This window comes from Alkalibacterium indicireducens (assembly GCF_039522005.1).
GTDB lineage: Bacteria > Bacillota > Bacilli > Lactobacillales > Carnobacteriaceae_A > Alkalibacterium > Alkalibacterium indicireducens.
The window spans coordinates 13,227-34,770 of record NZ_BAAADA010000205.1 but is presented as its reverse complement, the minus strand read 5'-3'; the positions used below and the strand labels follow the sequence as shown (position 1 = coordinate 34,770).

The 21,544-nt window shown below is 45.0% G+C and carries 14 protein-coding genes and 1 other annotated feature (1 of these 15 running past the window's edge); of the genes, 11 read left to right on the top strand and 3 right to left on the bottom strand.

Annotated elements, in window-relative coordinates:
• Positions 1 to 145 precede the first annotated feature (145 nt).
• The 4 genes from gndA (at position 146) to ABFX15_RS11570 (ending at position 5,059) form a co-directional block, all read left to right on the top strand.
• The gene (gndA, locus tag ABFX15_RS11585) at positions 146 to 1,585 is read left to right on the top strand and encodes an NADP-dependent phosphogluconate dehydrogenase (protein WP_091482339.1); all 1,440 of its coding nucleotides are present in this window, start codon (positions 146 to 148) and stop codon (positions 1,583 to 1,585) included.
• Positions 1,586 to 1,798: 213 nt separating this feature from the next.
• The gene (locus tag ABFX15_RS11580) at positions 1,799 to 2,491 is read left to right on the top strand and encodes a response regulator transcription factor (RefSeq protein ID WP_091482341.1); all 693 of its coding nucleotides are present in this window, start codon (positions 1,799 to 1,801) and stop codon (positions 2,489 to 2,491) included.
• Positions 2,488 to 4,011 (top strand): HAMP domain-containing sensor histidine kinase, encoded by a 1,524-nt coding sequence (locus tag ABFX15_RS11575; RefSeq protein WP_346025557.1) that lies wholly within the window; start codon positions 2,488 to 2,490, stop codon positions 4,009 to 4,011. Before ABFX15_RS11580 ends, ABFX15_RS11575 begins: the two co-directional genes overlap by 4 nt.
• Positions 4,012 to 4,144: 133 nt before the next feature.
• A complete protein-coding gene (locus ABFX15_RS11570) occupies positions 4,145 to 5,059 on the top strand; it encodes a nuclease-related domain-containing protein (protein ID WP_346025556.1) in 915 nt (304 codons plus the stop codon).
• Between the two features lie 783 nt (positions 5,060 to 5,842).
• On the opposite strand, the gene yidC is transcribed toward ABFX15_RS11570, so the two are convergent.
• Positions 5,843 to 6,829, bottom strand: coding sequence for a membrane protein insertase YidC (gene yidC, locus ABFX15_RS11565; protein ID WP_346025555.1), 987 nt, complete (start codon positions 6,827 to 6,829; stop codon positions 5,843 to 5,845).
• Between the two features lie 87 nt (positions 6,830 to 6,916).
• A complete protein-coding gene (locus ABFX15_RS11560; RefSeq protein ID WP_091266108.1) occupies positions 6,917 to 7,288 on the bottom strand; it encodes an acylphosphatase in 372 nt (123 codons plus the stop codon).
• 271 nt (positions 7,289 to 7,559) lie between these two features.
• Here ABFX15_RS11560 and ABFX15_RS11555 point away from each other — a divergent pair, with 271 nt between their 5' ends.
• The 5 genes from ABFX15_RS11555 to ABFX15_RS11535 all read left to right on the top strand — a co-directional run bounded on the left by ABFX15_RS11555 (position 7,560) and on the right by ABFX15_RS11535 (position 15,050).
• Positions 7,560 to 9,920 carry an FtsK/SpoIIIE family DNA translocase gene (locus ABFX15_RS11555; protein WP_346025554.1) on the top strand — a complete coding sequence of 787 codons (2,361 nt, stop codon included), beginning with the start codon at positions 7,560 to 7,562 and terminating at the stop codon, positions 9,918 to 9,920.
• Between the two features lie 197 nt (positions 9,921 to 10,117).
• Positions 10,118 to 11,224 (top strand): BMP family lipoprotein, encoded by a 1,107-nt coding sequence (locus ABFX15_RS11550; protein WP_346025582.1) that lies wholly within the window; start codon positions 10,118 to 10,120, stop codon positions 11,222 to 11,224.
• Positions 11,225 to 11,450: 226 nt separating this feature from the next.
• A complete protein-coding gene (locus tag ABFX15_RS11545; RefSeq protein WP_346025553.1) occupies positions 11,451 to 13,034 on the top strand; it encodes an ABC transporter ATP-binding protein in 1,584 nt (527 codons plus the stop codon).
• The gene (locus ABFX15_RS11540) at positions 13,021 to 14,091 is read left to right on the top strand and encodes an ABC transporter permease (protein WP_428830634.1); all 1,071 of its coding nucleotides are present in this window, start codon (positions 13,021 to 13,023) and stop codon (positions 14,089 to 14,091) included. The genes ABFX15_RS11545 and ABFX15_RS11540 overlap by 14 nt, the downstream gene beginning before the upstream one ends.
• 2 nt (positions 14,092 to 14,093) lie before the next feature.
• Positions 14,094 to 15,050, top strand: a complete 957-nt coding sequence (locus ABFX15_RS11535) for an ABC transporter permease (RefSeq protein WP_346025551.1) — start codon at positions 14,094 to 14,096, stop codon at positions 15,048 to 15,050.
• Positions 15,051 to 15,110: 60 nt separating this feature from the next.
• Here ABFX15_RS11535 and mnmM read toward each other — a convergent pair whose 3' ends face one another.
• Positions 15,111 to 15,674, bottom strand: a complete 564-nt coding sequence (mnmM, locus tag ABFX15_RS11530) for a tRNA 5-(aminomethyl)-2-thiouridylate-methyltransferase MnmM (protein WP_346025550.1) — start codon at positions 15,672 to 15,674, stop codon at positions 15,111 to 15,113.
• A gap of 210 nt (positions 15,675 to 15,884) precedes the next feature.
• On the opposite strand from mnmM, the gene ABFX15_RS11525 reads away from it, so the two are divergent.
• The gene (locus tag ABFX15_RS11525; protein ID WP_346025549.1) at positions 15,885 to 19,778 is read left to right on the top strand and encodes a LysM peptidoglycan-binding domain-containing protein; all 3,894 of its coding nucleotides are present in this window, start codon (positions 15,885 to 15,887) and stop codon (positions 19,776 to 19,778) included.
• Between the two features lie 196 nt (positions 19,779 to 19,974).
• Positions 19,975 to 21,474 carry an N-acetylglucosamine-specific PTS transporter subunit IIBC gene (gene nagE, locus ABFX15_RS11520; RefSeq protein ID WP_346025548.1) on the top strand — a complete coding sequence of 500 codons (1,500 nt, stop codon included), beginning with the start codon at positions 19,975 to 19,977 and terminating at the stop codon, positions 21,472 to 21,474.
• Between the two features lie 44 nt (positions 21,475 to 21,518).
• Positions 21,519 to 21,544, top strand: a binding site (T-box leader) (it continues 185 nt past the right edge of the window).

Sequence of the window (21,544 nt, the reverse complement as noted above, 5' to 3'; positions counted from 1 at the left end):
AGTGTACTTAAAGTGCTGTCATAATGCAAGTCTTTATTAGAGAGTTTCAAAAGTGTTCAAATTTTGATAATATAATTACGAGTAAGATATGCAGGTCTGACTTTTTTGAGCGGTCAGCTGCATCAAAAATGAGAGGAGATTTACTATGAGTAAACAGCAAGTCGGCGTTATCGGTATGGCTGTCATGGGTAAGAATCTGGCTTTGAATATTGAAAGCAGAGGCTACTCCGTGTCGATTTATAACCGTACAGGATCAAAAACAGATGGGGTCATCGAAGAGAACCCCGGCAAGAATCTGACTGCAACGTATGAATTGGAAGAATTTGTCGACTCTCTGGAAGTACCTAGAAAAATCGTTTTGATGGTACAGGCAGGGAAAGGGACAGATGCTGTCATCAAACAGCTGCTACCTCACTTGGATAAAGGAGATATTTTGATCGATGGAGGGAACACCTTCTATCAGGATACGATCCGCCGCAGCAAGGAACTTGCTGATTCAGGCATCAACTTTATCGGAACTGGCGTGTCCGGTGGAGAAGAAGGTGCTCTGAAAGGACCAGCGATCATGCCAGGTGGTCAGAAGGAAGCTTATGATCTTGTAGCGCCGATCCTGGAACAGATTGCTGCCAAAGCACCTGCTGATGGAGAGCCATGTGTCACATACATTGGTCCAGATGGAGCGGGACACTATGTGAAAATGGTCCATAACGGCATCGAATACGGCGATATGCAGCTAATTGCTGAGTCTTATCACATTTTGAAAGACGTTGTCGGCTTGTCAAATGAAGAAATTGCTGATGTATTCAAGGAATGGAATACTGGTGAACTGGACAGCTTCCTGATCGAAATCACAGCAGATGCGTTAACTAAAAAAGATCCGGAAACAGGCAAGCACATGATCGATATCATTCTTGACCGTGCCGGAAACAAAGGAACAGGAAAATGGACGTCGCAGAGTGCGCTTGACCTGGGACTGCCTCTCCCACTGATCACAGAATCAGTTTTTGCCCGCTACATCTCTGCACTGAAAGACGAACGTGTAGCAGCGAGCAAAGTTCTGCCTAAGCCGGAAATGAAAGCCTTCGAAGGCGACAAGAAAGAAGTCATCGAAAAAATCAGAGAAGCCCTGTACTTCAGTAAAATCATGAGTTACGCTCAAGGATTTGCACAAATGGGAACTGCTTCAAAAGAGTACAACTGGAACCTGAAATACGGTGACATTGCAAAAATCTTCAGAGCTGGCTGTATCATCAGAGCGCGTTTCCTTCAGAAAATCACTGAAGCCTATGAGCGTGAACCACAGCTTAAAAACCTAGTACTGGATGACTATTTCATGGACATCACTGAACGTTATCAGCAGTCAGTAAGAGATCTGGTCGGACTTTCTGTTCAGGCAGGTGTTCCTGTGCCGGCATTCTCATCAGCGATCGCTTATTACGATTCTTACCGTTCAGAACGTCTGCCTGCAAACATCATTCAGGCACAACGTGATTACTTTGGAGCGCATACCTATGAACGCGTCGATAAAGAAGGCACGTTCCACTTCGACTGGTATGGAAATGAAGGCGAAGAAAGCTGGGATTAAGCCAATTGTGTCATTGATTAAAAAATAGTATGAAGATAGTGGGTTTTCAATTAGAAAACCTGCTATTTTACTGTTATAATAGCTTTAATAGACGATTTCTTTCGTTCCCTTGAATGAGAAACTGTGTTACACTAAAGAAGCCTTGTGACAGGAACTGAAGGGGATCACCCGTAAACAAAATGAAACAGGTAAATTAAGCTAGGAGTGAAAACATTGGCAAATATTTTGATCATTGAGGACGAGAAGAATCTGGCCAGATTCGTCGAACTTGAACTGAACCATGAAGGGTTTAGGACAGAAGTACGTTTCGATGGACGTTCAGGACTGGAAGCGGCACTGGATGAAGAGGAAAGCTGGGATATCATTCTCCTTGACCTGATGCTTCCTGAACTGAACGGCATAGATGTAGCTCGTCGCATAAGACAAGTCAGCAATGTGCCGATCATCATGATGACTGCCCGCGATTCAGTTATTGACCGTGTATCAGGTTTCGATCACGGTGCTGATGACTATGTCGTCAAACCGTTTGCGATCGAAGAACTGCTTGCCCGCATGCGTGCACTGCTTCGTCGAATCGAAATTGAAACTGAAGAAAACGTCAGCCGTCAGACAACCATCACTTATAAAGACATTACTGTCGAAAAGGAAAACCGCGTCGTCAAGCGTGGCGATGAAGTCATCGAGCTGACTAAAAGAGAGTACGAACTGCTTGTGGAACTTATGGAGAATGTCAACGTCGTTCTGTCTCGTGAAGTCCTCTTGAACAAAGTATGGGGTTACGAAACAGAAGTCGAAACGAATGTTGTCGACGTCTACATCAGATATCTTCGTAACAAAATCGATGTAGCAGGCAAGGAAAGTTACATTCAGACCGTTAGAGGAACTGGATACGTGATGCGCACGTGAAACAGCAGGCAGCCATCGATACGACAGCAGTAAACCAGCAGAAGCGTATTTCTCTGAGATGGAAGTGGACGATTGGGGCTGCAATTGCACTATTTCTTACCTATACGATTTTTTCAACGATTCTGTTCATTACGTTCCAGCAGATCATGATCGAAAATGAACAGCAGGCTGTCAGAAATGTGGTATTTAACCTTACCGAACGTTTCGGGCAGCATTTTTATGAGTTGACTGAAGAAGATGTAGAAGAAACACTGGATCAGCAGGAGCTGTATCTTACTCCCGAGATGCCGATAATGGAAGAAACTCAGAATCAGAGAAGTACTCCGCTGAGAGCAAGTCAGGGCAGCATCGTCATTCGTGTGTTCAGCCCGGATGAAGAACTTTTGTATGAAACGAATTCGGTAGATATCGGATTTGAACCACTTGAGACCTTACAGATACAGACAATACCTGAAGGACCTCATGGAGAAGCGCTGTCAGCTGTGACCCCGGTCTATTCTTTTTTGAATAATGACCGGATCGGTTATGTTCAGGTGATCAATACACTATCATCCTATCATCAGCTGTTCAGAAGTGTTTTGGGAGCGATCCTTTTGACAGGAATCATTGCCCTACTGTTCAGTGGGGTCATCGGTTACCTCATAGCCATCTCATTTCTTCAGCCGATCCGTCGACTGACCGAAGCGATGCACATCATTGAAAAGGATCCGGAATCCGAAGAACGCATCGATGTTGGAGACGGAAATGACGAACTGACTGAACTCGCCAACGCATACAACGCCATGCTGGATAGAATGCAGCGGAACATTGAACACCAGAAGCAGTTTGTAGAAGATGTCTCTCATGAACTTAGAACACCCGTCGCTGTGGTGGAAGGGCATATGAAACTGCTCAACCGCTGGGGGAAAGATGACCCAGTTGTTCTTGAAGAATCACTGGATGCCTCCCTGCAGGAAATCGGCCGGATGAAGAGTCTGGTGCAGGAAATGCTGGACTTGTCCCGCGCAGAACAGGTGGAAATTCATTATAAAAATGAACGGACACCGGTCAGAGAAATCATTAATCAGACATTTAATAACTTCAAGCTGGTTCATCCTGACTTCTATTTCATTCTTGATGATGATCTTGAAAAAGAAGTATATGTCAACATCTACCGTAATCATCTGGAACAGATTCTTATCATTCTTCTGGACAATGCAGTCAAGTATTCGACTGACCGTCATGAGGTGCATTTAAGTGTCTCGGAACACGGCAGAAATGTTCAGATCGCCATTCAGGATTATGGTGAAGGAATGACTCAGGAAGATACCGTTAAAATCTTCAACCGATTCTACCGGGTAGACAAGGCTCGCAGCCGTCATAAAGGCGGAAACGGACTGGGACTGTCTATCGCCAAACAGCTGATTGAAGGCTATCATGGCAAGATCTGGGCTGAAAGTGTTCTCGAACATGGATCTATCTTCAGAATAGAACTGCCTAAGCTGGAAGATAAGCAATCGGACAGGGATTCAGATAAATAATTAAAAATTGGGAAAGGCCCGGCAATCAGCCAGGCCTTTTTTCTGTTCAAGCAAGTGAGACTAGCTGTAAATTGGTGTTTATTTTCGTGAGTTTTTCCCTGAAAAGATAATAGTATATACGAGGAGGGAGCACATGTTAATTTTGAAATCCAGGGAAAAGTCATCACAGTTGAGGGGCTATGAGTCACTGAACAGCCGATTATCATTAAGTAAAGACGAACTCAGCAAATACAATCATTTAAAAGCAGGACTGGAAGGTGAAATAACATTTGATAACTTGATTCAGACTAGGTTAAACAAAGACATACTTATTCTGAACGATCTCCTGCTATCGGTAAATGGCTCATCGATACAGATTGATTCACTCATTCTGATGAATAACAGTGTCTATATATTTGAAATAAAGAACTACAAAGGAGAGTATCGGTATGAAGCAGGGAAGTATATCAGTAAACGTGGATACACTATTGTAAGTCCAAATAACCAGCTCGAGAGAACCGCTACTCTATTTGCCCAGCTGATGAAATCGTGGAATTACTCTGTCAACGTAGTGAAGTATCTGGTTTTTATCAATCCTGAATTTACACTTTACCGTGTCGGATCTGATGACAGCGTCTGCTTGCCAACTCAAATAAATGAACTGCTGAGAAAACTTGATGATCAGGAGGTCAGCCGAAACCCCAAACTACGTCAGCTCGCAAACAGATTACTGGAAAATCACAAACAGAATGTACCGTTTGAGCTGAATCTTCCCACATACGCCTGGGAAGACCTTCTTAAAGGCCCAACCTGTACACATTGTAAAAGTTTTACACTTGCATATTCACAACGCAGCTGTGTCTGCAAAGCATGTGGAATAAAAACAGACAGATTGGATAATATTATTGGCAACGTTGAAGAAATGAAGCTTCTGTTCCCGGAGATGAAGATTACTACCAAATGTGTCAGTGAATGGCTGAATGGGGCATTGCCTGCCAAGTCCATCAGACGGGCTCTAAACACCCATTATAAGCAACAGGGAAAAAGTCAGGGTGTATATTATCTTTGAACTAATTGGATATCTCGAATAACCGGAGAAGCATTAATGATTGGATAAAGAATGATGGCGTCCTCGAGTTGGACGAAAGAAGTCGGGAGCAGCCAACTGAGTTGCGATCGTGTCACCGAGTTGGACGAAAGATGTCGGGAGCAGCCAACTGAGTTGCGATGGCGTCCTCGAGTTGGAGGAAAGGTGTCGGGAGCAGCCAACTGAGTTGCGATGGCGTCCTCGAGTTGGAGGAAAGGTGTCGGGAGCAGCCAACTGAGATGCGACCGTGTCCTCGACTTGGTCGAAAGATGTCGGGAGCAGCCAACTGAGATGCGACCGTGTCCTCGAGTTGGACGAAAGAAGTTGGGAGCAGCCAACTGAGTTGCGATGGCATCCTCGAGTTGGACGAAAGAAGTTGGGAGTAGCCAACTGAGATGCGATGGCGGCATTGAGTTGGACGAAAGATGTCGGGAGCATCCAACTGGAGTGTGATCCTGTTCTCGAGTTGGACGAAAGAAGTTGGGAGCAGCCAACTGAGTTGTGATGGCGGCCTCGAGTTGGACGAAAGAAGTTGGGAGCATCCAACTGAGTTGCGATGGCGGCCACGAGTTGGACGAAAAATGTCGGGAGTAGCCAACTGAGTTGCGATGGCGGCATCGAGTTGGACGAAAGACCTCGATACTGCTCTAATGGAATAGAATTCCTTGAATAATAAAAGGAAGCCCGGCACACGCCGGGCTTTTCATCTCTATGACAAAAGAAAAGAAGAGAGCCGAGGCTCTCTTCTACATCATTTTAAAAACATTAATTGTTTCTCTGCTGCTTGCCTGAGTTACGACGGCCTTTCGATTCAAAAGGACTCTGATTACGTCGTTTGTCCTTAGCAGACGGTGCAGGTGAAACTTGCTTCCCTTGTTTTGTCGTGACTTCTTCAGCCTGAATTTTTCTGCGGGAAGGCTTTTTACGTTCAACGACCTGTTTGTCGCCGTGCTTTTCTTTCATTTCCTTTTCCAGTTTTGGCTTGTAGTAAAGATTGGTCAACAAGGACTGTCCGATCGCCACAAATCCACCAGCAAACCAGTATAGTGTTAAACCAGCTGGTCCGGTAATAGAAAACATCAGGATCATGATCGGGTTCATCAGCATCATTGAGTTGGATTGTTTGCGCTGCTCTTCAGGCATACCAGCCTGCATGACTCGAGTTTGGACATAGTAGACAGCTCCGGTCAGTAACGCAAGAATGATACTTCGCTCGCCTAGCTGCATACCTAACCAAGTCGCGTTCTGGATCGATTCTGACATGCGGATAGCCTGGAACATTGCTGTAAATACAGGCATCTGAATCAGAAGTGGAAGACACCCGGACAAGCCGCCGAGCATATTGACATTGTTCTCACGATAAACTTCCATCAGTTCCTGTTGCAGTTCCTGTTTTTTCTGAGCATCATCTGTTTCTTTCATTTCAGCTTGAATCTCATCTGTTACAGGTTTGACAACGGCCATTTTTGTCTGCTGTTCCATAGACGTACGTTGCTGCTTAATTGAGAGTGGAAGTATAATGATACGAACGATAATGGTTATTGCAATAATTGACAAGCCGTAGTTTCCACCGAATAAATCTGCAAGAATTTCGATGAACGACTGAGTCGGCAGCACCAGATAATCATATAAAAATTGAGAAAAGCCACCAGTCGGGTTTCCAGCCTGATCGACTCTCATACATCCCGAAAGGAATAAGACGATCGACAGCATCCCACCGGATAACAGCCATCTTTTTGTTCTGTTTTTCAAATCAGTTCAATCCTTTAAAGTAAGTTAGTCACGTGGTCTTGATGTCTGACACGCTATTGAACACTATACAATAAAGGAAGCAAGAATTCAATTAGCTTGGGAAAAATTAGTTTTTTCTTCAACATTTTCGTCATAGGTGACTACAACTTTATCCACATTTGCCGAAGGACTTGGTCCTTTCCGCAGAGCTTCAACAAATCGGGACAGCTGTTCTGCGCTGCCCTGCGCCTCTACATAAACGGTCCCGTCAGATTCATTACGAACGATACCAGTAATGCCAAGTTCATCTGCAGCCTGCTTGGTGGTGAAACGGAAGCCGACTCCTTGTACACGACCGGAAATCTCTGCTCTCAATTTCTGTGTGTCTGTTCCTTCCAGAGGATCGTTTGTATAGATTATTTCTCCGCCGGACTTATTCCCTTTTCCTTTATTGAAAAATTCTTTAAATAGTGACCCCATAGTGCTTCCTCCTTATAATAGTCATGAATTACAGATCAGTTAATGTAATGACTCAGCTAACAGAAAATGTGCGATTCAAGTTGGATTAGTTATCCTAACTATAGTTTACTTGTTAAGACAGAAAAAAACCAATGATTAGCCGTCAGCAATGCAGTCATGAATCCTAAACGTGTCAAGTATAATGATCATAAAGAGTTATCCCCTGAGACTCCTACCTTAGCTGGATGATTCATGCTATAATGACACAGATATGAAAGAAAGGAGAACGGGAATGGCACGAACGAAAAAACGAGGCAGACCAAAGAAAAAGACCCACAAGGTGGCACCTGAACTTACTGGATTTATTCTATTTTTCACCAGCCTGCTGGCGCTTGGATCTTTTGGATTTGTCGGACGATTTATCACTAATGTATTCAGATTATTTGTAGGAGAAACCTATGCTTTTATGGCCATAATATTACTGGCGACCGGACTGTATCTGCTGCTGAAAGGCGAATGGCCAAGTTTCAAAGGTCCACGGACAAGAGGAGCGGCACTGCTCTACGTAGCCTGGCTTGTTTTTAATCACTCGAGATGGGTTCTGCCTGTCATCACTGATTCCACGAACAGTGTAACAGCTACCTGGCAGGCGATCTGGCCTCAGGTCACCAGCAACAGTATAGGTAGGTCAGTCGGAGGCGGAATGATCGGCGCAGTCTTCTTTGGAGCCAGCCATTTCTTATTTGCAATGGCGGGTACTTATATCATGATCGTTGCTCTTGTATTTGTGGGGATCATGACTTTCTTCCAGTTCTCATACAGAAATCTTTTTGAACGAATCAGAAAAGGCTTGAGAGTATTGTTCAACGGGTTGAATAACAGTGTAGGATCAGCCGTTTCTCATGTAAGTGATAGCCGAAAAAAACGCAGGAAGAAACCGAAAACTGCCAGAAAACCTAGGAAATCCAGACAGAAGAAAGAAGAAATTAAGGATCAGCCTGATTTGACAGATAATGTTGAGGAAACTACTCCAATCAACGAGTCAGCTGCATCAGAACATGAACAGACTACCCTTGAAATTGAAGGCTATCAGGAGATACAGGAGAAACTCCAAAGAAAAAACACAGATTCTCATCCTCCTTCAGAACCGGAAGATGGACAGGACGATGGCCCGGTGGAGTTTGAAATTGGAGAAGAGGAAAATGAAGCCTACAAACTTCCTCCGGTTACCTTACTGAATCAGATCGAAGCAATCGATCAGTCTGACGAATACACGATCATTCAGAAAAACGTCAAGAAGCTGGAAGAGACCTTTGAAAGTTTCGGGGTGAAAGCTAAAGTTACTAAAGCCAACCTTGGTCCGGCAGTAACGAAATATGAGATACAACCTGCAACGGGTGTGAAAGTAAGCAAAATTGTCGGGTTGTCAGACGATCTTGCGCTGGCACTTGCTGCTAAGGACATACGAATGGAAGCGCCGATTCCAGGAAAAGCGGTGATTGGTATTGAAGTTCCGAACTCTGAAGTCAGTACCGTATCGTTCAGAGACATTATAGAAGGACAGGTCAAGAATAAGGATAAACTCCTTGAAGTCCCATTAGGTAGGGATATAGCAGGAAACGTTGCTATGGCCGATCTGGCTAAAATGCCACACCTTCTGGTAGCTGGAGCAACGGGATCAGGTAAGTCGGTTGCAATCAACGGAGTAATTACGAGTCTCCTGCTTAAAGCTAAACCAAATGAACTTAAACTGATGATGATCGACCCGAAAATGGTTGAATTGAATGTCTATAATGGCATTCCGCATCTTCTGACACCGGTCGTGACGAATCCTAAGAAGGCTGCAGTTGCCCTTCAGAAAGTCGTTCAGGAAATGGAAAGACGATACGAATTATTTGCCGCAAGTGGGTCAAGAAACATGGAAGGCTACAATGCTTTTGTCAAACGTAAGAACGAAGAGAATAACGAAGGACTGCTGCCGCTGCCTTTTATCGTTGTGATCGTAGATGAGCTGGCAGACTTGATGATGGTGGCTTCCAATGAAGTTGAGGATTCAATTATCAGATTGGCCCAGATGGCACGAGCTGCAGGGATCCATATGATCCTGGCGACTCAGCGTCCGAGTGTGGACGTTATAACCGGAATAATCAAAGCCAATGTGCCGTCACGGATCGCGTTCGCCGTATCAAGTGGCACGGATTCCCGGACGATTCTTGACAGCAACGGGGCTGAGAAACTTCTGGGACGTGGAGACATGCTCTTCCAGCCGATGGGCGCCAATAAGGCGAACAGGGTACAGGGAGCCTTCATATCCGATGAGGAAGTCGAAGCTGTTGTAAGCTTCGTCAAGGACCAGCAGGAAGCGAATTATGTAGAAGAGATGATTCCAAAGGATGAGCCTCAAAAAAATACGGCTGACTCTGAAGACGATTTATATGACGAAGCTGTGTCGCTTGTAATAGAAATGCAAACTGCAAGCATATCACTGCTTCAGCGAAGGTTTAGAATTGGATATAACAGAGCTGCACGTATGGTGGATGAAATGGAAATGAATGGAATCGTCGGGCCTTCCGAAGGATCGAAACCCAGAGAAGTACTGGTATCAGGTGAACCTGCCGAAACACCTTCAGAACCTGTTGACCAGATAAGTTAAATGAAACCTCAATATGAAAGTTTTTTAATTATATTAGACATCAAATTCTAACTTTCCTTTTTGCTACGGGAGTGTTACTATAACCTTGAAAGGAGAGAGTGTTAGCGGAATCATTTGACGTGCCTATTAAATTCAAATGAGAAGCAGGTGCTCTTTTCTAAGGTGTAAAAAAATTTTAGGGGGAAACAATTGTGACAATGCTTAAATTGAGAACATTGCTGGCTTTAGGTACATCTGCTTTCGTACTGGCTGCCTGCCAGGGTCAGGATGCTGGAGACACAACTGACACGATTCAGGATGATACTGAGGATACTACTGAAGATACTAGTGAAGAAACTGCGGATAACGGAGAAGATACAGAAGATATCGACTTCCGAATCGCTATGATTACTGATGAAGGTGGAGTTGACGACCGTTCATTCAACCAGTCCGCTTGGGAAGGTATGAAACAATGGGCTGACAATCTTGGATTAAGCGATGATCACATTGCTTACTACCAGTCAAATGACTCCTCTGATTTTGTTCCTAACTTGAATCAGGCTAATGCTGATGGTTACGACATTATTTACGGAATCGGATTTATGCTTCTTGACGCTGTCAACGATGTAGCTGATCAGAACCCTGACCAGTACTTCGGAATTGTCGATGACATTTCTGATCGTGACAACGTTGTGTCTCTAACTTTCCGTGACCATGAAGCGGCATTCCTTGCAGGAGTTGCAGCTGCTCAGACAACTGAAACAGGACGCGTCGGATTCATCGGGGGAATTGCGTCTCCAGTTATCGACCGTTTCGAAACAGGATTTACTGAAGGTGTTGCTTACGTAGATGATAGCATCGAAGTAGATGTGCAGTACGCTGAATCATTCTCAGACGCTGGTGTAGGACAACAGATCGCTGCTGGTATGTATGCAAATGGAGCAGATGTTATCTACCACGCTGCAGGAGCAGTTGGTAACGGTGTATTCACAGAAGCACGTAACCGTCTTGAATCAGATCCTGATTCTGAAATCTGGGTAATCGGTGTAGACCGTGACCAGGAAGAAGAAGGAAACTGGGATGGTGGAAACTTCACTCTGACATCAACACTTAAAGGTGTAGGTTCTGCAATTGAAATGTCTGCCAACCAGACAATTGAAGAAGGATTCCCAGGTGGAGAAAATATTGCTTACGGTATAGAAGAAGGAGGAGTTGACGTGACACGCGGAAACATGTCAGATGATGCATGGGCTGCTGTTGAAGAGGCACGTCAGGCTATCCTTGATGGAGAAATCGAAGTAACTGAATTCTCTGATTCTGAATAACAGATAAACGATTTTTAAACGAACTTGAATAGGCACAAGTGAATAGGTAAAGCGCTAGTCAACAGGCTGGCGCTTTTTATCTTCATTACCGAGTCCGACAGTTCGTTATTTAGTTAAGAAAATTATTACTAATTGTTTATCTGTGTTCAATTTACGAGGGTGTAAAAGTAAGGTATAATAAATAACTGTTAATATTAATTAAATGGAAGCGAAGGAGGGATCGGTTATGTCACAGACTAATAAGGTCATTGAAATGAAAGGCATTACAAAAGAGTTTGGAAATTTCAGAGCGAATGACAATATTCATCTGGACCTGAATAAGGGGGAAATCCACGCTCTGCTCGGAGAAAATGGTGCCGGAAAATCTACATTGATGAATATATTGTCTGGGTTACTGGAACCGACAGAAGGTGAAATTTGGGTGAAGGGTAATAAAGTTAACATCTCCTCACCGGATATAGCGAATCAGCTGGGTATTGGAATGGTGCATCAGCACTTTATGCTTGTAGATAAGTTTACGGTTACTGAAAATATTATGCTGGGTAAAGAAAAACACAGGTTTGGATTTATGGATCAGGATTCTGCAGAAAAGGAAGTACAGGAACTTTCTGATCGCTACGGACTTCGTGTGGATCCTAGAGCACGCATATCTGACATTTCAGTAGGTATGCAGCAGCGTGCTGAGATTCTGAAAACTTTGTATCGTGGTGCTGATATCCTTATTTTCGATGAACCGACTGGAGTACTGACACCTCAGGAGATCGAGGAACTCATGGAAATCATGGATTCTCTTGTAAAAGAAGGCAAGTCGATCATTCTGATTACTCACAAACTAGAGGAGATCAAGCAGGTAGCCGATCGCTGTACCGTCATCAGACGCGGAAAGAGTATCGATACTGTAGACGTAGCCTCGACCTCACAGCAGGAACTGGCTGATATGATGGTCGGACGTTCAGTATCGTTCAAAGTAGACAAGAAACCGGCAGCACCTAAAGGGCCAGTTCTGGAAATCAATAATCTGACAGTCAAGGAAGCTCGTGGGTATGATGCAGTTAAAGCCATCGATCTTGAAGTTAGGGCAGGTGAAGTGCTTGGGATAGCAGGAGTTGACGGAAATGGACAGTCCGAGCTTATGCAGGCGATTACTGGACTGACTAAGGTCGACTCCGGAACAATCAAACTGGACGGCAAGGATATCACAAACAAGAAACCACGCAAGATCACTGAGACTGGACTGGGACACATTCCGGAAGACAGACAACGTTATGGACTGGTTCTTCCAATGAAGCTGGAAGAGAATATGGCCCTTCAGACCTATTATCAGAAACCATTCAGCAAGCATGGATTCCTTAATCATAAAGAAATCAAAGAACATGCCAAGCGTCTGATCGAAGAATTTGACGTGCGTACGCCAAGTGAAGAGCATTCAGCTGCTTCTCTTTCAGGAGGTAACCAGCAGAAAGCTATCATCGCACGTGAAATTTACCGTGATCCTGAGCTGCTAATTGCAGCACAGCCGACTCGTGGACTTGACGTAGGAGCGATCGAGTATATTCACAAACGTCTGATCGAACAGCGTGATAACGGTAAAGGGGTTCTGCTCATGAGCTATGAACTGGACGAGGTCATGAATGTTTCTGACCGTATCGCTGTTATGTATGATGGAAATGTCATCGCCGTTGTCAATGCAGATGAAACTAATGAAAAAGAACTGGGTCTCTTGATGGCAGGTGTCTCACTAGAGAAGGCACATGAACAAGTGGCTGAGTCAAATGGAAAGGAGAAGGAGACCGTTGCTGACACAAAATAATAATCGCTTGAATAACTTAATGGTTCCGATCCTGTCCATCATTCTGGGAATTATTTTTGGGGCATTATTGATGCTTTTATTCGGATATAATCCACTAACTGCTTATCAGGCTATGCTTGAGGGCGTGTTTACAAGTCCATATTTCTTCGGAGAGGCGTTGAGACAGGCTACCATTCTGACTTTTACTGGGCTTGGGTTTGCGATTGCGTTTCAAGCCGGATTCTTCAACATAGGGATTGCAGGACAGCTGCTTGTCGGTTGGGTAAGTGCAATCTGGGTGGCATTGACCTTACCGGATCTTCCTAGAATTGTCCTGGTGACCTTAAGTCTTTTAGTAGGAATCGTTGCCGGAGCTATCTGGGCAGGTATCGCCGGAGCCTTACGTGCATATTTTGGAACAAGTGAAGTTGTCGTGACAATCATGCTTAACTACACAGCCCTCCACGTAACGAACTATCTGATCAGAAATGTTCTTTCTACAGGAAATACAACTGAACGTGTAGGTGAAAACGCAAGCCTGCGCATAGACTGGCTGACAAACTTGACAGCCGGATCTCGTCTGAATGTCGGATTCTTTATCGCTATCATAGTCGTTGCCCTTTACTGGGTATTCATGACGCAGACAACTGCCGGATTTGAAGTGAGAGCTGTTGGTCTGAATCCACATGCATCAAGCTATGCCGGAATGAGCGCAGCTAAGAACATTATTTTATCCATGGTCCTCAGTGGGGCACTTGCTGGACTAGGTGGAGCTATTCACGGTCTGGGAACTTTCGGAAACATCTTTACACAAAGTGGACTTCCTCACGTCGGCTTCAACGGAATAGCAGTAGCACTTCTGGGACTGGGTAATCCAGTCGGTATTTTCTTCTCATCCATTCTCTTCGGAGTACTGGATGTCGGAGCTGGTTTCCTGCCAAACCGTGCGGGTGTTCCGGATGAAATGGCAAGTATCGTTATTGCCGCGATTATATTCTTTGTAGGGGCTAACTACCTGATCCGTCTGATCATGGGTAAACTGCAGTCAAATAAACAAGCGACAGAAGGAGGAGAATAGGCATGGACATTATACAGCTACTGCAACTTATTGTATCCAGTTCTTTAATGTTTGCCGCTCCCTTGATTTTAACAGCACTTGGAGGGACCTTCTCTGAGCGTGGTGGAGTAGTAAACATCGGACTTGAGGGCATCATGGTTATGGGTGCTTTCATGTCAGCTATTTTTAACATTCAATTTTTCGGTACTTTCGGTAATATGACTCCCTGGGTCGGACTTCTAGCCGGCGGGGTCATTGGTCTTCTATTCTCAATTCTTCATGCTGTAGCGACGATCAACTTGAGAGCAGATCATATCGTTTCAGGTACAGTAATCAATCTGGCTGCTCCAGCACTTGCGGTCTTCCTGACTCGTGCCATTTTCGGTGCAGCTCAGACCGGTCCGCTTCCAAGAGCATTCGGTCGATCAAACATCTTCCTGCTGCACCGTATTCCAGTTATCGGGCCGATTTTTTTCCGTAATACTTCCGGACCGGCCTATCTTGGAATCATCATTGCAGTGATTGCATGGTTCATCTTATTCAAGACTCGTTTCGGACTTCGTCTACGTTCTGTAGGTGAACACCCGCACGCAGCTGAAACACTGGGGATCAAAGTGTACACTATGAAATATGCCGGCGTACTGATTTCTGGTTTCTTAGGCGGAATGGGTGGAGCAATTCAGGCACAGGCGATTCATAATGAATTTGGTATCTTAACTGTTGCCGGTCAAGGATTTATCGCGATGGCAGCTATGATTTTCGGTAAGTGGAATCCACTTGGAGCTATGGGAGCAGCTATATTCTTCGGTTTTGCTCAAAGCCTGGCTCGTATCGGAAACCATATTCCAATTATTCAGGATATTCCTAATATCTGGCTGCAAGTTCTTCCGTTCCTTCTGACAATCCTAGTTCTTGTTGGTGTTGTCGGACGCGCAGAAGCACCAGCAGCAATCGGTAAAACATATATTAAATCTAAATAACCGGTTAAACGACAGAAGCCCGGAATCTTCAGGTTACATACTGAGGATTCCGGGCTTTTATTATTTCTTTTCAATTGCCAGTAGGAAGGGCGGCGAGTTTTTCTGATTAATGAAAGCATACTGCAGCACGTCATAGGACTTCTGCGGAAGGGATTGAGCAAAGGACAGGACCGCTTCTTTCTCTTCAGCACCGCCCTCATGGCCGTAGTAGATCATGATCAGGATAAGACCACCCGGTTTTAAAAGCGGCAGCACTTTACTCAGTGATTCGATCGTTGTATCAGGTGAAGTGACGATCGATTTGTCTCCTTTTGGTAGATAACCGAGATTGTAGACAGCTGCTGCAATCGAAGACTCCTTTATTGAAAATGAATCGACTAGTTCATGGCCGGCTTCTATCAATTGAACACGCTGATTTAGGTCAGCCTCAATCAATCTATTTTTGGTAGCGGAAATGGCATCCCTCTGTATATCAAACCCGATTACCGTGCCTTCAGGGCCGACAATTTTTGCCAGCAGAAGCGTATCGTTGCCGTTACCAACTGTGGCATCAATGACAGTGTCTCCTTCTTCAACAGACTGGTAGAGTAAGGTGTGAGTGAATTTTAATGCTGATTGTAACATGAAACAAACCTCCATAAGTATAAATTCTAATGAATGATCAAGGATCACTCTATACAAAAATGCTTTTCTGATTGTTGATACAAGCAACTTATACAGTATATTACAATAGTATAACAAAGTAAAAATCGTCATAGATATTATTTCTCTTCTGTCCGACTAAATGTATAATATAGGGACGATAACTTTTTCCAAAAAAGAGGAGGAAATTTAATGACAAAACACATCTCAATGCCTCTTGCCCCTGAAAATATAAAGGGGATCAGAAAATCAGTTGCATTTTCATCAAGTCTATTAGCAGGCGTTGTAGCCCTAGGTTCCTTAACACAATCAGTTGAAGCACAGGAAATCGATAAGGATCAGGCTTTTCTTCAAAATCTATATGAACAGTATACAGCTTTAGAACTTTCAAATGAAGATTCTTCCCAAGCTTCTTTAGAACAGGACGATGAGTCAGATAATGACTCTTCAGAAGCAACACCCGTATCAGACGAAGAAACAGATTACATAAAGGCCCAGCTGACAAGAATGATTGAACTGGCTGGAGGAGAAAGTGTTCTTGAACAATTGGACTCAGAACATTTGACTACTGAGCAGCTGGACTCGATCTTCAATGCACTGATCGAAAAGCAGCTGAATGACATTCAGGATAGTGAAGAGACAGTACATGAGAATGACATAAGTGAAGCAGTTTCATTAGCTGCGGAATCCTTAACAGAAAGCGATGACTCGGTGGCTGACACAGCAGAAGAGCCAGCTCTGTTGACTGCTGCAGCTGCAGATGATTCAACTGAACAGGATGAATTATCTGAAACTACTGAAGAAGCAGGTGGAAAACTTGCTGCTGAGGATTTATCTGAAAGTACCGTTCAGGACCAGGATTCCGAGTCTCCGGCTGAAACTGTAGCAGAAGAGGCGGAAGTAGAAAATCCGGTATTAGAGACTCCAGTAACTGACAAACTAGAACCAGAGACTTCTAAAACCGAAACACCAAAAACTGAAGCACCGAAGACTAATTTAAAAGAAACAGCTCCTGCACCTAAAGTCGAGGAACCAAAAGCAGCAGCACCTAAAACCGAAACGAAGCAGGCCACTCCTGCACCTGAAGAAGCGATCGTATATGTCGTCAAGTCCGGCGACACGCTGAACCGTATTGCTCAGACATATAATACGACAACTGCTAAGCTCGCCAGTCTGAATAATCTGACTAACATCAACCTTCTGTCTGTGGGACAAGTTCTAGCCATCAATGAAGCAGGGGTTGCCCAGGCGAAGAACAGTCAGCCGTCAAATTCATCTAATCCTGGGAACCTGCATCAGACAAACACGCCTGCACCAGAAACAGCGATTGTATATGTCGTCAAGTCCGGCGACACGCTGAACCGTATTGCTCAGACATATAATACGACAACTGCTAAGCTCGCCAGTCTGAATAATCTGACTAACATCAACCGTCTGTCTGTGGGACAAGTTCTAGCCATCAATGAAGCAGGGGTTGCCCAGGCGAAGAGCAGTCAGCCGTCAAATTCATCTAATCCTGGGAACCTGCATCAGACAAACACGCCTGCAGCATTTATCAATCAGATTGCTGGATTTGCTCAGGAGATTGCATCTAAAAATGGCTTGTATGCGTCTGTCATGATAGCCCAGGCCAGTCTTGAATCAGGCTTTGGACGAAGCAGCCTGTCTGCACCGCCGAACCACAATCTATTTGGAATTAAAGGAAGCTACAATGGTCAGTCAGTAGCCATGCAGACGAGAGAATATTATTCACATACTGGATGGATCACGATAACCGATTACTTCAAAAAGTATCCGAGTTATGTAGAATCACTGCAGGACTATGCACGTCTGCTAAGAAACGGGACGAGCTGGAATCCACAGTTCTATTCCGGGACATGGGTCGAAAGAACAAACAGCTATCGTGATGCAACGGCATGGCTGCAGGGAAGGTATGCAACGGATCCGACTTATGCGAATAAGTTGAACAATCTGATCCAGCTTTATGATCTGACACGATTTGATGTACCAGTCTCTGGAGGCAACAGACCTACGCCTGTACCATCCAATCCGGCTCCGTCCAATCCTTCAAATCCATTTAAGGAAACGACGACTTATACTGTCGTTAGAGGAGATACGTTAAGCAAAATCGCACGTGACTTTAAAACGACGGTTCAGGCTTTGAAGACAGCGAATAATCTGAGCAGTGACTTGATTTTCGTGAATCAGAAACTGACCGTGCCTAAACTTGAAACAGCGCAACCTGCGCCAGAACAGCCAAAAGAAGAAGCGAAACCAGATACCTCCAAGCTTGAAGAGTCCGGTAACCAGGGTGAAACACCAGCTCCTGATGCGAGCAGACCGGAAACTGGAAGTGAAATCTATACGGTTGTAAGGGGAGATACCTTAACCAAGATTGCCCGAGAATTCAGTACGACAGTTCAGGCGATCAGAGAAACAAACAATTTAAGTGGAGATCTGATTTTCATCAATCAGCGTTTGACGATACCGGGTAAAGCAGCAGAAACTGTACCAGTGACTCCGCCAGTCAGTCAGCCTGATACTCAGAGCAAGTCTGTTACGGTCCAAAGAGGAGACACGCTGTCTCAACTGGCCCGTACACATAATACAACTGTCGCTACTTTGAAATCTGCGAACAAGCTCCTGTCAGATACCATTTATGTCGGTCAGGTTCTGCTTGTACCAGGAACATCTGGACAGGGAGAAAGCACTGTACCTGCACCGAGTCCGGATGCTGCGGTTCCCGAAAAAGGTACTACATCATATACGGTTAAATCTGGAGATACACTATCAGGAATAGCCAGAACGTACAAGACAACTGTCGCTCAGCTTAGAACGTTGAATAAGCTGAACAGTGATCTAATCAGAATAGGTCAGCAGCTGCTGGTTCCATCTGATGATACACCGACTGTGCCAGCACCTCAGCAGCCTGAGAAACCGACTGCGGCGACTACTTATACAGTCGTAAGCGGTGATACATTGAGTAGAATCGCAAGAGATCACCAGACGACTGTCTCACGCCTGATGTCTGACAACAAGCTGACCAGTGACCGTATTTTTGTCGGACAGCGTCTGACTGTCAACGGGACAGCTCAGGATCAGAACACTCGTCCAGAGAACCAGACCAGTCCGTCACCTGCTGTAAGTGACTATGTCGTCAAGGCAGGAGATACGTTAAGTCAGATTGCCCGCACACACGGCACTACGGTGAGTGCACTGAGCCAGCTTAACAGTCTGACTGATACTAACCGTCTGTCAGTTGGTCAGGTCCTCAAGGTAAGTGGCACACAGCAGTCACAACCTGTGACTCAGACACCTGCTGCACCTGTTCAGGATAATGATAAGACAGTCAGCACAATTTATACGGTAAAATCGGGAGATACCTTAAGTGGCATTGCCCGTCAGTTCAAGACGACCGTTGCTCAGTTAAGAGAATGGAATGCGATTGAAAACGCAGACCGCCTATCTGTCGGTCAGAAACTGACGATTAAAGGCTCAACTGACTCTACTGTACCAAGTGCACCTGCGCCAACCTCGCCTGCTGGAAATCAGAATCAGGGAGGCACGTACACGGTAAAAGCTGGAGATACACTCTCACACATTGCTCGAGAGTTCCAGACCACAGTGACTCAGTTACGTGAGCTGAACAATCTGATTAATGCGGACCGCATCTTTGTCGGCCAGACCTTGCGTACTGGAGGATCAACTTCTGTCAGCACGCCAACTGTTCCGACACCAGCGCCAGCAAATAATCAGTCCAGACCTAATGACCGCTCCTATGTGATTAAGGCAGGTGACACCCTTTCAGCTATAGCGAGAGATCAGAACGTGACGATCAGACAGCTGAGAGAGTGGAACAACCTGACGAGTGACATTATTTTCGTTGGTCAGACATTAGTTGTGCGCGGTGAGCAGACAAGCGAGACGGCTCCTCAGCCCACTCAGTCAGTCCATACTGTTTCTGCTGGAGAAACATTGTCTCATATTGCAAGAGAGTACAAACTGACTGTAAGGGAACTGAAAGAAATGAACAATCTAAGTACAGACCTTATCTTTGTCAATCAGCAATTGAAGACAGCCAAGTAACATGTACCCCTTTTCACGGGCCGAAAAAGCCCCTGTGAAAAGGGGTTTTTAAATATTGTTTTAAATATTATGTTATATATTTTGTTGCTAAATGATAGAGCTTACTATATAATGAAAGCGACATCTTCTTTAATCATTTCCGAAGCATTTATCATCCTTTTAAAGAAGGTGATCACTGTAAAAAGGAGTGGGACAAATGAAGTATCTACAACGTATAGGCCGATCCTTGATGCTGCCTGTGGCGGTCTTGCCTGCAGCAGCTATTCTGATGGGTATCGGGTATTGGATCGATCCGAGCGGTTGGGGTGGAGAAAGCCAGATTGCGGCTTTCCTGATCAGCGCAGGAGCATCCCTTATCAATAACATGGGTATACTGTTTGCGATAGGGGTAGCCTTAGGCATGTCCAGGGACAAGAACGGGTCGGCTGCTCTGAGCGGTCTGGTCGGCTGGCTTGTGACAACGACCATGCTGAGTCCGGATACGGTTGCCCAGCTGCAGCAGATTGACGTGGAAGAAGTGAACTTGGCTTTTGACAGTATCGAAACGCAGTTTATCGGTATCCTTGTCGGTATTATTGCAGCGGTCATTTATAATAAATTCAGTGGAGTCAAGCTTCCTCAAGCTCTGGCATTTTTCAGTGGAAGACGTCTTCCGCCGATTATCACTGCAGTAGCCTCACTAGTCTTGTCAGGTATACTGATGTTTGTCTGGCCACCAGTCTTCGGTCTGCTCGTTGACTTTGGAACATTCATCAGTGGTCTGGGAGCCTTTGGAGCCGGGTTATATGGGTTCTTTAACAGGCTGCTGATTCCGACGGGTCTTCACCATGCTTTAAATGCAGTATTCTGGTTCGATCTGATTGGAATTAATGACATTCAGAATTTCTGGGAAGGAACAGGAGTAGTGGGGGTGACAGGCATGTACCAGGCCGGTTATTTCCCTGTCATGATGTTCGGACTGCCTGCCGGTGGTCTGGCTATGTATCAGATGGCTGATTCAGACCAGAAGAAACGGGTCGGCTCATTGATGCTGGCCGCAGGATTTGCAACGTTCTTTACAGGCGTGACAGAACCGTTGGAGTTTGCCTTCATGTTCGTCGCACCTTTGTTATTTGTAATACATGCCCTGCTGACAGGTCTTTCTATGTTTATTGCAGCGACATTTAACTGGACTGCCGGGTTCGGTTTCAGTGCCGGGTTTGTCGATGGCGTGCTCAGTTTCAGGCTGCCGATGGCCAATCAGCCGTACATGCTGATCGTTCAGGGACTCGTATTTGCGGTCATCTATTATTTTGCTTTCCTCTGGGCAATTAAAACATTCAATTTGAAAACGCCAGGTAGAGGAGAAGAACTGGCGCTCGATGAAGGAGAAGTATCAGGAGGACCGACAGCTACTGCCTCGCCGACAGCCAACCAGGGGATAGACAGAGATCCTGTCCTGGCTGCAGATAACAACGAATACCGTAGAAAAGCAGAAATCATCCTCGACGGCCTGGGTGGCCAGGAAAATATCGGCTCTCTGGACTACTGTGCCACACGACTGAGGCTGGAGATAAATGACATGAACAAGGTAAACGAAAATAGAATCAGGCAGGCAAACGTACCAGGACTGAGAAAAACAGGACGGAACACAATGCAGGTCGTTGTCGGAACGGATGTGGAATTCGTAGCGAACGAAATGGAAAAATTAAAATAAGATTGCGCATTACCTGAGCCTTTGGTAGAATAAGTGGAAAGATAAGAAAAACAGTGCACAGGAGTAGTAA